The following is a 14,664-nucleotide window of genomic DNA, read 5'->3' as shown; positions in this document are numbered from 1 at the left end:
GGCGCCTTGGTGGGGTCTGGATATGCAGATGGCCGGGCATTTGCCCGGCCATTGCGACGTTAGATACTATTGGCGTCCGCGAAGTGACAGCGAATTCTTACTTCTTCGCAGGGGGCGCCATCTTGCTGTCGGAGGGCTTCGCATCGGAAGGCTTGGCCGCGTCGGCCGGCTTGGCGTCCGCGGCGGGCTGGTCCAGCCGCTCGACCTTGGCTTCCGTGCGCAGCTTGGCGACGTAGTCGGCCTGGGCCTTGCGGGTGACGTATTGCTCGATCTGGGCCTTGACCTGCTCGAAGTCCGGCGCCTTGCGGTTGCGCTTTTCCTCGACCTTGATGATGTGCCAGCCGAACTGCGACTTCACGGGGTCGGAGATCTTGCCCGGCTCCAGCGCGAAGGCCACCGCCGAGAATTCCGGCACCATCTGCTCCTTGGTGAAGAAGCCGAGGTCGCCGCCGTCGGCGGAGCCCGGATCCTTGGACTTCTTCTTGGCGAGTTCGGCGAAATCGGCGCCCTTGTCCAGCTCGGTCTTCACCGCCTTGGCCTCGTCCTCGGTCTCGACCAGAATGTGGCGGGCGCGCACCTCCTGCTCGCCGGTGATCTGCTTGGAGGCCTCCTCGTAGACCTTCTTCATGGCGTCGGGGGTGGTGGCGGCCTTGCCCTCGTTGGCGAGCAGGCTGTCCATCAGGAGGCGGTTGCGGGCGAACGCCAGGCGCTTCTTGAACTCCTCGCTGTCGGCGACCTTCTTGTCCTCGGCGGCCTTGGACACGATCTTCATGTCGATCAGGAAGGACAGGACGTTCTCGTCCTTGGTCGCCGGGTCCATCTGGGCGAGGCTCGGCCCGAGTTCCTCCTCGGCCATGGCGACGTCGCTCTTCTTGATTTCCGCGCCATTGACCTTCGCCAGGACCGGATCGTCGGCAGCCCGGCCGGGACCCGCGATCAGCGCCAGCGCAAGGCAGCCCACGAGGGCGGTGGCAAGGCCGAAGCGCAGGCCGGTTTTGGTTACCGGGAACGAGGTGGTCATGGAAAATCCTTTTGTTGAAGCAGGGGGCTGCTCGAGCGGGGCGGACACTCGCCCAATTCAGGGGGGCTTGGCAACGCGAAAAGTCTGTCAAAATGATGAATTAGCCGCAATGCGCCCGCCGTTGACAAGGCCCTGACCGGGCCATATCTCTGCCCGGTCGCGACCATGGCGATGGCGTTTATTTTGCTGCGTTTTTGGCCGTTGAACCCAGACTTGCCCAATTCCCACCCATATGGCGGATGACCCCCCGCAGTCCGGGCTCTGGCGCCATCAGCGTCACGGTGAGTTGATAGGCAGGCGGGGGACAACTTCTTGGCTGCAACGCGGTTAAATCGCGAACACAGGAACTAGGCATGATCGGCGCGCTCGCCCGCAAGTTTTTCGGCTCCGCCAACGACCGGCGGGTGAAGGGATATCAGTCCCGCGTCAACGCGATCAACGCGCTGGAGCCCGAGCTCATCAAGCTCTCCGACGAGGAGCTCAAGGCCCGCACGGCCGACTTCAAGAAGCAGCTCGCCGAGGGCAAGACGCTCGATGACCTGCTGGTGCCGGCCTTCGCGACCGTGCGCGAGGCCGCCAAGCGCACGCTCGGCCAGCGCCATTTCGACGTCCAGCTGATCGGCGGCATGGTGCTGCACGAGGGCGACATCGCCGAGATGAAGACCGGCGAAGGCAAGACGCTGGTGGCGACGCTTGCGGTCTATCTCAACGCGCTCGCCGGCAAGGGCGTCCACGTCGTCACCGTCAACGACTACCTCGCCCGCCGCGACTCCGGCTGGATGGGCCAGATCTACGGCTTCCTCGGCATGACCACGGGCGTGATCGTCCACGGTCTCGACGATGCCGAGCGCAAGACGGCCTATGCCTGCGACATCACCTACGGCACCAACAACGAATACGGCTTCGACTATCTGCGCGACAATATGAAGTACCGGCTCGAGGACATGGTCCAGCGGCCGCACTTCTTCGCCATCGTCGACGAAGTCGACTCCATCCTGATCGACGAAGCGCGCACGCCGCTGATCATCTCCGGCCCGCTCGACGACCGCTCCGACTTCTACAACACCATCGACGGCTTCCTGCCCAAGCTCGACAAGACCGACTACGACGTCGACGAGAAGCAGCGCACGGTGACGCTCACCGAAGCCGGCATGGAGAAGATCGAAACCCTGCTGCGCGACGCCGGCCAGCTCAAGGGCGAGTCGCTCTACGACGTCGAGAACGTCTCCGTCGTGCACCACATCAACCAGGCCCTGCGCGCCCACACGCTGTTCACCCGTGACAAGGACTACATCGTCCGCGACGACGAGGTCGTCATCATCGACGAGTTCACCGGCCGCATGATGCCGGGCCGGCGCTATTCGGAAGGCCTGCACCAGGCGCTCGAGGCCAAGGAGCACGTCCAGGTCCAGCCCGAGAACCAGACGCTGGCCTCGATCACCTTCCAGAACTACTTCCGCATGTACGAGAAGCTTGCGGGCATGACCGGCACCGCCGCGACCGAAGCGGACGAACTGTTCGACATCTACAAGCTCGAGGTCGTGGAGATCCCGACCAACCTGTCGGTCGCGCGTCTCGACGAGGACGACGAGGTCTACCGCACGCAGAAGGAAAAATACGCCGCCATTCTCGCCGAGATCGAGCGGGCGAACGCGCGGCTCCAGCCCGTGCTGGTCGGCACGGCGTCGATCGAGAAGTCGGAGGTGCTCGCCGAGTTCCTCAAGTCGAACGGCTACAAGCAGATCGATTTCGGCAAGGAGAACGCGCTCGACAAGCTCTATGCGGCGGCCCGTGCCGGCAAGCCGTCGAAGCTGTTCGCGGTCCTGAACGCGCGCTTCCACGAGCAGGAAGCCTATATCGTCGCGGAAGCCGGCGTGCCCGGCGCGATCACGATCGCGACCAACATGGCCGGCCGCGGCACCGACATCAAGCTCGGCGGCTCGCTCGAGATGCGCGTCCCGAAGGAAACCGCGGGCATCGAGGACGAGGCCGAGAAGGCCAGGAAGATCGAGCAGATCAAGGCCGACGTCGAGCGCTTCCGCGAGATCGTGCTGAAGGCCGAGGAGATCGTCGAGATCGAGCCGGCGAAGGGTTCCAAGCCCGCCAAGACCGTGACGAAGCCGGGCGGTCTCTACATCATCGGCTCCGAGCGTCACGAATCCCGCCGCATCGACAACCAGCTGCGCGGCCGATCCGGCCGTCAGGGCGACCCCGGCCGCTCGAAGTTCTTCCTGTCGCTGGAAGACGATCTGATGCGCATCTTCGGCTCGGATCGCCTCGACAGCATGCTCCAGCGTCTCGGCCTGCAAGAGGGCGAGGCCATCATCCATCCCTGGATCAACAAGGCCCTGGAGAAGGCGCAGCAGAAGGTCGAGGCCCGCAACTTCGACATCCGCAAGAACCTGCTCAAGTTCGACAACGTCCAGAACGACCAGCGCAAGGTGATCTTCGACCAGCGCGTCGACCTGATGAAGGACGACAGCGTCGCCGAGACCGTTACCGACATGCGCCATGCCTTCATCGACGACCTCGTCGCCAAGCACGTGCCCGAGCATGCCTATGCCGAGCAGTGGGACGTTGCCGGCCTGAAGGAAGAGCTGAAGCGCGTGCTCGATCTCGACCTGCCGGTCGACGACTGGGCCAAGGAAGAGGGCATCGCCGACGAGGAGTTGCTCAACCGCATCGAGAACCGCGCCGACGAGCACATGGCCGCCAAGGTCGGGCAGTGGGGCCCCGACGTGATGCGTTACGTCGAGAAGACCATTCTGCTCCAGACGCTCGACCATCTCTGGCGCGAGCACCTGATCATGCTCGACCATCTGCGCCAGGTCATCGGCCTGCGCGGCTACGGCCAGCGCGATCCGCTGCAGGAGTACAAGACCGAGGCCTTCAATCTCTTCCAGGAGATGAGCGCGCACCTGCGCGAGGCCGTCACCGCGCAGCTGATGCGGGTCGAGATCGTCCCGCCGGAGCAGGAAGCGCCCGTGCTGCCGCCGATGGAAGCGCACAAGTTCGACCCGAACACCGGCGAGGACGAGATGGCGCTCGCCAGCGTCACGCTCGGCGCGCCGGCCTCCGACGCCGCCCAGCGCGATCCGAAGAACCCGGCATCCTGGGGCAAGATCGGCCGCAACGAGGATTGCCCGTGCGGCTCGGGCAAGAAGTACAAGCACTGCCACGGGCGGTATGCGTAACCGCTAGGCCCCACTGTCATGCCCCCGCGAAAGCGGGGCGGCATCCAGTACGCCGCGGCGCTAGTTAAGCGCGACACCGCTGCAGCACATCCCGTCGTCATCCCGGCGAAGGCCGGGATCCATACCGCGGAATCTATCGAGAGCATGCAGTCGTTGTACCGCGCGAAGAAGCGCAACTAGCAGTCTTCGTCAAACCCAATCCTGGGGTAATGGGTCCTGGATCAGCGCTCCGCTCGAGACAACGCTGCGCGTTGTCGCGAGCTGCACTTGTCCAGGACGACGTGGGTTGAGAAATCGCGTCCGAAACGACGAGCTCAATTCGAGCTGTCGATCAAGCTCTCCAACAGCCGCTTCAATTCGCTCGTCGACTTGTCGCCGTAGCTTTCCAGGATGTGCTCCTCCTGGTCCACCGCGAGCGAGTTGAGCTTCTTGCACAGCACCTTGCCGCGGTCGGAGATGAACATCAGCACCTTGCGGCGGTCGTTCGGGTCCTGCACGCGATAGACCAGCGTGTCGGAGACCATGCGGTCGATCATCTTGGTCAGCGTCGGATGGTTGAGCAGCACGGCGTCCGCAAGCTCGCCCATCGAATGGCCGTTGCCATCCGACAGCACTTTCAGGATGCGCCATTGCTCGACGGGAACACCTTCCTTGCTCAAGCGCAGTTCCAGCTGCCGGTTGATCTCCCGGTTGGCTTGCGCGAGCAGGTAGGCGAGATGTTCGGTGATCGGAGTGTTTTCTTTCGACGGTTTTGCCACGGCTAAGACTTCGTCTTGACCCAAATGAGTGAATGTCTTGCAATCAATGCTGCATCTATATGCACTTCAATTCTTGAATATTCAATATTTTCAAAATAGGATCATTGCCCAACAAAAGGGCGGAAGCCGCGGCCGCCTGCTCAATGTGCTTTCAGGTCTGGTGCCAGACAGGAGTTGGCGTGCGCGCGACGGTAAACTTCCCGGCTCACGGCGGCCCGGCGTTGCCGCCGTCCTTGCTGTTCAGGAATCTGTCGTCGTCGGCGGCCGACTTCGACCTGTCTCCGGTTGACGCGCATTTCATGAAGCGCCGTGGTGCGCGCAACAAGCTGCGCATCGGCAATTTCCTCACCTTCACCGGCTCGCCCGGGATCTGGGGCCCGACCTCCACCAACAGCGCGATGCTGGCGGTCGCCGAGATCAACAAGCGCGGCGGCATTCTGGGCCGCGAGCTGGAGCTGTCGATCTACGATTCCGGCGGCCCGATCGACGAGGTGGTGCAGCGCGCGGAGCAGGCGATCGCCTTCGACGAGGTCGACCTCATCATGGGCTCGCATATCAGCGCGGTCCGCGTCGCGCTGCGCAAGGTCACCGGCAATCGCATCCCCTACATCTACACGCCGGTCTATGAGGGCGGCGAGCGCACGCCGGGCGTGATGGCGATCGGCGAGACGCCGCGCTGGCAGAGCCGCCCCGCCATCCACTGGCTGGCCGACGTCAAGAAGGCGGCTCGCTGGTATCTGATCGGCAGCGACTATGTCTGGCCCTGGCAGTCGCATCGCGCGGTGAAGCGCTACATCAAGGAGGCCGGCGGCCAAGTCGTCGGCGAGGAGTTCGTTCCCGTCGGCGAGGACAATCACGAGGCGCATCTGGCGCGCATCCACGCTGCCAAGCCGGACGTGGTGCTGATCTCGCTGATCGGCACCGACAGCATCACCTTCAACCGTGCCTTCGCCGAGGCAGGGCTTGCCACCTCGACGCTGCGGCTCGCGGGCGCGATGGACGAGACCGTGCTGCTCGGCATCGGCGCCGACAACACCGAGAATTTGTTCTGCGCCTCCGGTTATTTCAACTGCATGGCCTCGCGCGCCAACGACGAGTTCCTAAGTGGCTATCAGGCCATGTTCGGCCCGCACGCGCCGCCGGTCGGCTCGGTCGGCCAGTCGAATTATGAGGGGTTGCGGTTCCTGGAATCCGTGGCCAACCGCGCCGGCTCGCTGGCCTTTCGCCCGCTGCTCAAGGCCGCGCGCAACACCGTCTATTCGGCGGGCCGCGGACCCGTCACCATCCGCGATGGCCGCGCCGAGATGCCGATGTATCTTGCCGAAGCGGACGGTCTTGACTTCAAACTCATCAAGACGCTCTGAGATCCGGCCGCTCGTCCGTCACGGCCGAGCTTCGAAATAATACTTGAAAAGGAAAATATTTCCGTCTGTAATATCGAGGCGAAGCCGGCTGGCTCGCGCCGTGCAGGCGCGAGCGAGCGGCCTCCATCCAAAGCCAGGGATCAAGAAACCTCAAGGAGAGCGCCGTGACAGTTGTCCTTCCCACGCCCGCCCAACTTCGCAGCGTCGCCGAGCAGTGCGGCCTTTCGCTCACCGACGACGACGTCGCCTCGTTCCGCGGCCTGATGCAGGGCTCGATCGAAGCCTACAATCTCGTTGCCGCGATGCCGGACGAGGTACCGGAGGTGAAATATCCACGCACGCCGGGCTATCGGCCCTCGCCCGAGGAGAACCCGCGCAACGCCTGGTATCGCAAGTCGACGGTGAAGGGCGCCGCCGGCGGCAAGCTCAAGGGCAAGACCGTCGCGCTGAAAGACAACATCATGCTGGCCGGCGTGCCCATGACCAACGGCTCGTCGACGCTGGAAGGCTATGTGCCCGATTTCGACGCCACCATCGTCACGCGCATGCTGGATGCCGGTGCCGAGATCAAGGGCAAGGTGCATTGCGAGCACTTCTGCCTGTCCGGCGGCAGCCATACCGGCTCTTACGGGCCCGTGCATAATCCGCACAAGATGGGGTACTCGGCCGGCGGCTCGTCGTCAGGCTCGGGCGTCGTGGTCGCGCTCGGCGAGGTCGACATGGCGATCGGCGGCGATCAGGGCGGCTCGATCCGCATGCCGTCCTCGTTCTGCGGCATTTACGGCATGAAGCCGACCTGGGGCCTCGTGCCTTACACCGGGATCATGCCGATCGAGATCTATGTCGACCATACCGGTCCGATGACCGCGACCGTCGCTGACAACGCGCTGCTGCTTGAAGTGCTCGCCGGCGATGACGGCTACGATCCGCGCATCAAGGCTCCGAAGGTCGAGGAATACACCAAGGCGCTCGGCCAGGGCGTCAAGGGCATGAAGATCGGCATTCTCAAGGAAGGCTTTGAGCAGCCGGTCGCAGAAGCCGCGGTGAATGAAAGCGTGCGCGAGGCGGCAAAGCGCTTCAAGGATCTTGGCGCCACCGTAGAGACGGTCTCAATCCCGATGCATCTCCTGGGCGGCGCGATCTGGACCCCGATCGGCACCGAAGGCCTGACCCAGACCATGATGTTCGGCGACGGCTACGGCCTCAGCCGCGGCGATCTCTATTCGACCTCGCTGATGGATTTTCATCGCGGCTGGCGCCGGCAGGCCGACTCGCTGTCCGAGACCACGAAGCTGTTCATGATGCTCGGCACCTACATCAACAACAATTTCGGTCCACGCTTCTACGGCAAGGCGCTCAATATCTCCCGCAGGCTGACCGCCGCCTACGACAAGGCGTTTGGGGATTACGATCTGCTTTTGCTGCCGACGACGCCGATGAAGGCAACCAAGCTGCCGGAGCCCAATGCCAGCCGCGAGGATTACGTCGCCCGTGCGCTGGAGATGATCGGCAACACCGCGCCGTTCGACATCACCCATCATCCCGCGATGTCGCTGCCCTGCGGCATGGTCGACGGCCTGCCCGTCGGCCTGATGCTGGTCGGCCGCATGTTCGAGGAATCGACCATCTATCGCGCCGCGCACGCCTTCGAGCAGATCGGCGACTGGAAGAAGATGTGAGCGAGGCGTCGATGCAGACGGACGGACCAGAGCGTTTTCGAGCGAAGTGGATACCGGTTCGCGTCAAGAAAACGCGCAAAAACAAGAATCCAACGCATGGCTAACGCGTTCGTCGCGGCGTTCGAGATCCTGAGCTTCGGCGCGATCATCGTCCTGATCGTGCTGGGGCTCGGGATCATCGCCAGCATGATGGGCATCTTCAACTTCGCGCAAGGAGAGTTCGTCCTGCTCGGGGCCTACATCACCTACCTCGCTTACGCCAGGGGCCTGCCGATCTGGGCCGGCATGGTCGCGGCGCCCTTCGTGGTCGGCGCGCTCGGCTTCGTGCTGGAGGCGCTGATCATCCGCCGCTTCTACGCCGCGCCGATCGTGGCGATGCTCGGCACTTACGCCTTGGGCCTGATCATCCGCGAATCCGTGCGCGGCCTGATCGGCGGCTTCTATCTCACCGTGCCCGAGCCGATCGGCGGCTCGATCGACATCGGCGCGATGCACATCTCGGCCTGGCGCTTCACCATCATCGTCATCACGCTGCTGGTGATGGGTGGCTGCTATCTCCTGCTCTCTCGCACGAGCTTCGGCCTGCGCGTCCGCGCCACGCTGGAAAATCCCTCGCTGGCGCGCGCCTCCGGCATCTCCACGCCGCTGATCTATGGCGCCACCTTTGCCTTCGGCGCGGCGCTCGCCGGCCTTGCCGGCGCGCTGATCGTGCCTGTCTTCAGCCTGTTCGCCGATCTCGGCCTGCGCTTCCTGATCCAGGGCTTTGTCGCGGTCATGGTCGGCGGCGTCGGCTCCTTCATCGGGCCGGTGGCGGGTGCCGGCGTCATCGGCACGCTGAGTGCCGCGCTGCCCTGGGTGATGGCGCCCGTCGTCGCCGACGTCCTCGTCTTTGTGCTCGCCATTATCTTCATCAAATTCCGGCCGCAGGGCCTCATCGCTGGCAAAGGGGTTTAGTCATATGTTCGATCGTACGCAGCTCTCACGCCGCCGCTTCCTCTCCAATTTCGCCTTTGCGTCGGGCGCGGTCGCGACCGGCGTCGGCAGCTGGGTAATCCCGGCCCCCTGGGCCAATGCGGCCGAAGCCCCGATCAAGGTCGGCATCGCCACAGATCTAACGGGCCCAATTGCGTACGCCGGCAATGCCGACGCCAACGTCGCAAAAATGGTGATCAAGGAGATCAACGCCGCCGGCGGCATGCTCGGCCGTCCGCTCGAGCTCTATATCGAGGACACCGCGTCGAACGAATCCGTCGCGGTCGGCAACGTGCGCAAGCTGATCCAGCGCGACAAGGTCGACATGGTGCTGGGCGGCATCACCTCCTCGATGCGCAACGCGATCAAGGACCCGATCGTGGCGCGCGGCAAGACGCTCTACATCTATCCGCAGCTCTACGAAGGCAAGGAGTGCACGCCCTATCTGTTCTGCACCGGCCCGACGCCGGCGCAGCAATGCGACGAGTTCATACCCTGGCTGATCAAGAACGGCGGCAAGAAATTCGCGCTGCCGAGCGCCAACTATGTCTGGCCGCATACGCTCAACGTCTATGCCCGCAAGGTGATCGAATCCAACGGCGGTGAGGTCGTGTTCGAGGAGTACTATCCACTCGACCAGGTCGACTTCTCCTCGACCGTCAACCGCATCATCTCCAACAAGGTCGACGTCGTCTTCAACACCGTCATTCCGCCCGGCGTCGGCCCGTTCTTCAAGCAGCTCTACGAAGCGGGCTTCCTCAAGAACGGCGGCCGTCTCGCCTGCGTCTACTATGACGAGAACACGCTCAACATCAATCAGGCGAGCGAGATCGAGGGCCTCGCGAGCTGCCTCGACTATTTCAAGGTGCTGACCAAGGAGAACCCGTTCGACGCAAAAATCCTGGCGGCCTACGAGAAGGATTTTCCGGGCAACTTCCTGTTCGCCGCCGGCAGCGCCGCCACCGGCACCTATCGCGGCCTCAAGCTGTGGGAAGCGGCGGTGAAAGAAGCGGGCAAGCTCGACCGCGAGTCGGTCGCCGCCGCGCTCGACCACGCCAAGATCGCCGAAGGTCCCGGCGGACCTGCCGAAATGGTGCCGGGCAAGCGGCACTGCAAGATGAAGATGTACACCGCGGTCGCCAAGGGCGGAAACTACGAGATCGTCGGACGCAGCGACGGGCTCGTCGATCCCAAGGAATGCTGAGGCGGAATGCCGAAGTCGATGAGTGTGGTAAGGGAAGCCATCGCCGGCGACGAAGCGGACGATGCGATGGCTGAACGCGAAGCGGCGGGACAGGTCGCGGCGGGACGAAGAGTCCTGCCGATCGTGGAGGGCGTGGTGCTCGTCGCCGCGCTGCTCGCGCCGCTGGTGCTGCAGGACTATCTCACGGTGTTCGCGACGCGCGTGATCATCCTCGCGCTGTTCGCCCTGTCGTTCGATCTGGTCTGGGGCTATGCCGGCATCATGAGCTTTGGCCAGGCCCTGTTCTTCGGCTCGGCCGGGTATGGCGTGGCGCTGCTCGCGCGCGACCTCGACATCACCAACATCTTCCTGGTGCTCCCCGCGGGCACCATCATCGGCCTCACCTTCGCGCTGCTGCTCGGCGGCTTCCTGCTGCTGGGACGGCATCCCTCCAGCGTGATCTTCGTGTCGCTGGGCACGCTCACCGGCTCCTACGCCGCCGACCGCCTCGCGCGCGGCTGGTACTATCTCGGCGGCCAGAACGGTATTCCCTCGATCGCGCCGATGACGCTCGGTGGTTACGAATTCTCGGAAGGGCCCGCCTTCTACTATCTCGTGCTCGGCATCCTCGTCGTAGTCTACCTGCTCTGCCGCTTCCTGGTGCGCTCGCAGTTTGGCCTCGCGCTGGCGGGCCTGCGCGAGAACGAGCAGCGTATCGCCTTCTTCGGCTACAAGGCGCAGCATCTGAAAGCGATCATCTTCACCATCGGCGGCGGCGTCGCCGGCCTTGCCGGCAGCCTCTATGCCTTCCACGAAGGTTTCGTCTGGCCCAACATGGTCGGCGTCGTCGTCTCGACACAGGTGGTGCTCTATGTGCTGTTCGGCGGCCCCGGCACGCTGATCGGCGCGGTCATCGGCGCGATCATCGTCGAAGGCGTCAGCTTCTGGCTGTCCGACAATTATCGTGACATCTGGCCTATCATCCTGGGCTTGCTGCTGCTGCTCGTGATCCTGTTCCGGCCGCTCGGCCTGATCAGCTTCGCGCTCGGTGAGCGCGAGCGTGTCGGCAGCTTCGGTGCCACGCCAAAGGAGAAGCGCAATGCCGCTCCTTGAGGCCGCCGGCATCCAAAAGATCTTCGGCAAGCTCACCGCGCTCGACGGCGCAGCCCTCACCGTCGGCGAGAACGAGTTTCACGGCCTGATCGGTCCGAACGGCTCCGGCAAGAGCACGCTGATGAAGTGCATTGCCGGCGCCGAGGTGCCGACGCAGGGCAAGGTGAGTTTTATCAACACCGACATCACCGCGTTCACGCCGACCGAGCGCGCCCGCGCCGGCATGAGCCTGAAATTCCAGATCACGAGCGTGCTGCCGACGCTGACGCTGTACGACAACATCCTGCTCGCGCTCCAGGCGCAATCCTCGCTGCTCGACCTCGTGTTCTCGCGCACGCGCGGCGCGCTGCACGACCAGGTCATGACCATGCTGACGCAGTTTCGTCTCGCCGACCGCGCCTTCGACGCGGCGGCGGCGCTGTCGCACGGCCAGCAGCAATGGCTGGAGATCGCGATGGCGCTTGCCGGAAAACCAAAGCTCCTGCTGCTGGACGAGCCGACCGGCGGCATGAGCCTCGAGGAGCGCCGCGTCACCGGCGAATTGCTCCAGCCGATCAAGAAACATTGCTCGCTCGTCATCGTCGAGCACGATCTCGATTTCATCCGCGACATCTGCGATCGCCTGACCGTGCTCGACCAGGGCAAGGTGCTGGCGTCAGGCACCGTGTCCGAGATCCAGGCCAACAAATCCGTCCAGGAGATCTATCTGCGCCGTGCCTGAATTTTTGGACATCAAGCATCTCGACGCCGGCTATGGCCGCAGCCAGGTCCTGTTCGACGTCAACCTCGGCATTCCCTGGCGCGGCGGCGTCGCCGTGCTCGGGCGCAACGGCGCCGGCAAGACCACGCTGATGAAGACCATCGTCGGCGAGCTGCCGGCGTGGAAGGGCGAGGTCGCCTTCGACGGCCGCGACATCAGCCGCCGCGCGACCCAGGAGCGCGTGCGCGCCGGCATCGGCTACGTCCCGCAGGAGCATTCGGTGTTCGCGCGCCTGTCGGTGCGCGACAATCTCGCGGTCGGCTCGCTCGCGAGCAGCAAGGCCGACGCAGTCGATCACGTGCTGACCATCTTCCCGAAGCTCGGCCAGCGCCTCGACCAGCCCGCCGGCACGCTCTCCGGCGGCGAGCGCAAGATGCTCGCCATCGGCCGTGCCATGTTAGGGGATCCAAAACTGCTGCTGCTCGACGAGCCCACCGAAGGCGTCTGGATCGGCGTCATCGAGGAGATCACCGAGCGCCTGATCGAGCTCGCGAAAGAGATCGCCGTCATCATCGTCGAGCAGCACCTCGACCTCGCACTCCGCGTTGCCGATTATGCCTACGTGCTGGATCGCGGAAGGGTCGCGCTGCAGGGCGAGGCGGGCGAGGTGAGGGGCAATCCGGAACTGCTGCGGTATCTGGCGCCGTAAAGTAGCGCTGCTCACCTGCGAGTGAGGCGCGGTACTCTCGTCCCACCTCACCTGTCATGCCCCGCGAAGGCGGGGCATCCAGTACGCCGCGGCTTCTCGATCGCTAATTGGTGCCTCTGGAATGCTGGATTCCCCGCCTTCGCGGGGAATGACGGCGTCAGGCTGGAATGGACCGGAGAGAACGCGCGGAGAGGCCGCGCGCTTACTTCACCGCCCCAAACCGGCTGTCGAACGAGTTCGACGACACCACAGGTGCCGCGCCTGCCATCTGGCCGCTGTCACCCGCACCATCCGACACCGACGGCTTCAGCGCAGGACGCGTTGCGGCGAGGCGCGTGTCGGGCTTCACCGGCTCTGCCGGCTTGGCGGCGGCCACAGCCGGCTTCGGCGCGTCCTTCGCTGCATCCTTGGACTTGTCATGTCCCGGCACGAACCGGGTGACTGCGGCCTTCAGCCTGGACGCTGCCGTCGGCGGCGTCGTGGACGTTGTGGCCGGGGCCACGGACGCCGTGGCTTGTGACGGCGGAGGCGTGGTCGCCGTCGTGTCGGCGGTGCCAAGGCCCATCTTGCGGCCGAGGTTGGAGAAGAAGCCGCCGCCCTGGGATTTCTCTTGGGATTTCTCGGCGGGCGCGGCGGCCGCGACGCGCGTGCTGGTCGCGGGCGCGCTGACGGCGACGACCGGCTCTTCCTGCGGCGAGGGAGCGGCCGCGTCGAAATTCGGCTTCGGCGGATTGACGTGGCCGGGGATCGTGCCCGGCGCCTTCGCCATTGCCAGCATCTGCAGCGTGGTGCCTTCGGCGCCCTCCGACAGGCCGGTCGAGCCTTCCGGAATCTTGGCGGCGAAGATCTTGTTCATGCCGCCGTCGATGCCGGTGTTCATGCGCGCCACCGGCGTGCCCTTGGCGACGAGCTTGGCGTACTCGGCCTGGTCGCGCGCGTCCTTCTCGCGCACGGCGCTCGCGATGTCCTCGGGGATCACATAGGCCGGGCACTTTGCCGAGGCGTCGAACACCGGATCGCGCTTGGCATCGGGCGTCTTCGCTGCGTCGAAGACGTACTTCTTCTCGCAGAAATCGACCTTCGGCTCCTGCCGCGTCACCTCGAAATGATCATAGCCTTCCTTGATCATCTTCCAGAACGGCATGTTCGGATTGTTCCGGTGCTTGGCCATGTTCACCGGCGTCATCTTGAACGGATAGGCCTGCAGCTGGAACGCCTTCTGGCCGCCGAAGAAGGACTCGCGGCCGAGCGAATAGATCTCCGCGATCTGCTCGTCCGTCATGGCGTAACAGCCGCGCGAAGAACAATCGCCATGCACCATCAGCTGCGAGCCGGTACGGCCCAAAGCCTTGTCGAACGCGTTCGGATAGCCCGTGTTGAACGAGAGGTAATAGGCCGACTGCGGATTCATCTGGCCCGGATTGATCGAGTAGAATCCTTCCGGCGCCTGGCGGTCACCTTCGCGCACCTTCGGACCCAGATCGCCCGACCAGCGGCAGATCGGATAGGTCTTGAGCAGCGCGAACTGGCCGTTGCGGGTCTGCTTCCAGACTTCGAGCTCGGCTTCCTGCTTGAACAGGCGGACCAGGATCGGGGACTGCAGATCCATGTCCTTCTCGACCATCGCGGCGAGAAGCTTTGGCGGCACCGGCTGGTTGGCCTTGGCGTTGGTCGCGAGCGAAACCTGGTCGGTGTCGCAGCCGGCCAGCAGGACACTGGCCGTCAGCAGCGCAACCGAAGCCAAGAGCGCGCGAGCAAGCGAACGAGAAATCAAGATGGACCCCACACCGTGCCGGGCAGAGAGCGCGAACCCCAATTCTTTGGAGCATGATCCGACCGGAGATCCGGACCCGTCGTGACGGGCTTTTTCAAACCACGCTCCAGCGCTTGTGCCCTGAAGCCATTGATTAAAATTCTAACCTCTGGGTCATGTGGTCGCAACCCGAGCGGGGATCACGAGCCCGTTGGCCC

Annotated in this window: 11 protein-coding genes; 8 read left to right on the top strand and 3 right to left on the bottom strand. The window is 64.3% G+C overall.

The features are described from left to right. Positions 1-97: 97 nt before the first annotated feature. Positions 98-1,021 (bottom strand): peptidylprolyl isomerase, encoded by a 924-nt coding sequence (locus tag ACE10W_RS39860; RefSeq protein ID WP_304549330.1) that lies wholly within the window; start codon positions 1,019-1,021, stop codon positions 98-100. Positions 1,022-1,374: 353 nt separating this feature from the next. Between ACE10W_RS39860 and secA the strand changes: the two genes are divergently transcribed. Next, positions 1,375-4,215, top strand: a complete 2,841-nt coding sequence (secA, locus tag ACE10W_RS39855; RefSeq protein ID WP_161532601.1) for a preprotein translocase subunit SecA — start codon at positions 1,375-1,377, stop codon at positions 4,213-4,215. A gap of 314 nt (positions 4,216-4,529) precedes the next feature. Here secA and ACE10W_RS39850 read toward each other — a convergent pair whose 3' ends face one another. Beyond that, on the bottom strand, positions 4,530-4,973 hold the full coding sequence (locus ACE10W_RS39850; RefSeq protein WP_018643508.1) for a MarR family winged helix-turn-helix transcriptional regulator: 444 nt from the start codon (positions 4,971-4,973) through the stop codon (positions 4,530-4,532). Positions 4,974-5,152: 179 nt separating this feature from the next. On the opposite strand from ACE10W_RS39850, the gene ACE10W_RS39845 reads away from it, so the two are divergent. The 7 genes from ACE10W_RS39845 to ACE10W_RS39815 all read left to right on the top strand — a co-directional run bounded on the left by ACE10W_RS39845 (position 5,153) and on the right by ACE10W_RS39815 (position 12,693). Beyond that, entirely contained in the window at positions 5,153-6,337 is a 1,185-nt protein-coding gene (locus ACE10W_RS39845; RefSeq protein WP_028175807.1) for a substrate-binding domain-containing protein, read from the top strand. 164 nt (positions 6,338-6,501) lie between these two features. Next, the gene (locus ACE10W_RS39840) at positions 6,502-8,016 is read left to right on the top strand and encodes an amidase (protein ID WP_304549324.1); all 1,515 of its coding nucleotides are present in this window, start codon (positions 6,502-6,504) and stop codon (positions 8,014-8,016) included. Between the two features lie 96 nt (positions 8,017-8,112). Then, positions 8,113-8,970 carry a branched-chain amino acid ABC transporter permease gene (locus ACE10W_RS39835; RefSeq protein ID WP_304549322.1) on the top strand — a complete coding sequence of 286 codons (858 nt, stop codon included), beginning with the start codon at positions 8,113-8,115 and terminating at the stop codon, positions 8,968-8,970. Positions 8,971-8,974: 4 nt separating this feature from the next. Continuing rightward, positions 8,975-10,192, top strand: coding sequence for a substrate-binding protein (locus ACE10W_RS39830; RefSeq protein ID WP_304549321.1), 1,218 nt, complete (start codon positions 8,975-8,977; stop codon positions 10,190-10,192). 6 nt (positions 10,193-10,198) lie between these two features. Then, positions 10,199-11,284, top strand: a complete 1,086-nt coding sequence (locus tag ACE10W_RS39825) for a branched-chain amino acid ABC transporter permease (RefSeq protein WP_304549319.1) — start codon at positions 10,199-10,201, stop codon at positions 11,282-11,284. Continuing rightward, a complete protein-coding gene (locus tag ACE10W_RS39820) occupies positions 11,271-12,005 on the top strand; it encodes an ABC transporter ATP-binding protein (protein WP_028175810.1) in 735 nt (244 codons plus the stop codon). Before ACE10W_RS39825 ends, ACE10W_RS39820 begins: the two co-directional genes overlap by 14 nt. Further along, a complete protein-coding gene (locus ACE10W_RS39815; protein WP_028175811.1) occupies positions 11,998-12,693 on the top strand; it encodes an ABC transporter ATP-binding protein in 696 nt (231 codons plus the stop codon). The genes ACE10W_RS39820 and ACE10W_RS39815 overlap by 8 nt, the downstream gene beginning before the upstream one ends. Before the next feature lie 202 nt (positions 12,694-12,895). Here ACE10W_RS39815 and ACE10W_RS39810 read toward each other — a convergent pair whose 3' ends face one another. Further along, on the bottom strand, positions 12,896-14,467 hold the full coding sequence (locus tag ACE10W_RS39810; protein WP_162185884.1) for a murein L,D-transpeptidase family protein: 1,572 nt from the start codon (positions 14,465-14,467) through the stop codon (positions 12,896-12,898). Positions 14,468-14,664: the final 197 nt, after the last annotated feature.

Source organism: Bradyrhizobium sp. B025, assembly GCF_042257955.1.
GTDB classification, from domain to species: domain Bacteria; phylum Pseudomonadota; class Alphaproteobacteria; order Rhizobiales; family Xanthobacteraceae; genus Bradyrhizobium; species Bradyrhizobium diazoefficiens.
The sequence above is the reverse complement of the archived record's forward strand: the minus strand, read 5'-3'. Positions and strand labels throughout refer to the sequence as shown.

Excerpts from the sequence above, each read along its gene's own strand:
- ACE10W_RS39820 (WP_028175810.1), top strand. The coding sequence starts at position 11,271 with ATGCCGCTCCTTGAGGCCGCCGGCATCCAAAAGATCTTCGGCAAGCTC.
- secA (WP_161532601.1), top strand. The coding sequence starts at position 1,375 with ATGATCGGCGCGCTCGCCCGCAAGTTTTTCGGCTCCGCCAACGACCGG.
- ACE10W_RS39825 (WP_304549319.1), top strand. The coding sequence starts at position 10,199 with ATGCCGAAGTCGATGAGTGTGGTAAGGGAAGCCATCGCCGGCGACGAA.
- ACE10W_RS39860 (WP_304549330.1), bottom strand. The coding sequence starts at position 1,021 with ATGACCACCTCGTTCCCGGTAACCAAAACCGGCCTGCGCTTCGGCCTT.
- ACE10W_RS39830 (WP_304549321.1), top strand. The coding sequence starts at position 8,975 with ATGTTCGATCGTACGCAGCTCTCACGCCGCCGCTTCCTCTCCAATTTC.
- ACE10W_RS39835 (WP_304549322.1), top strand. The coding sequence starts at position 8,113 with ATGGCTAACGCGTTCGTCGCGGCGTTCGAGATCCTGAGCTTCGGCGCG.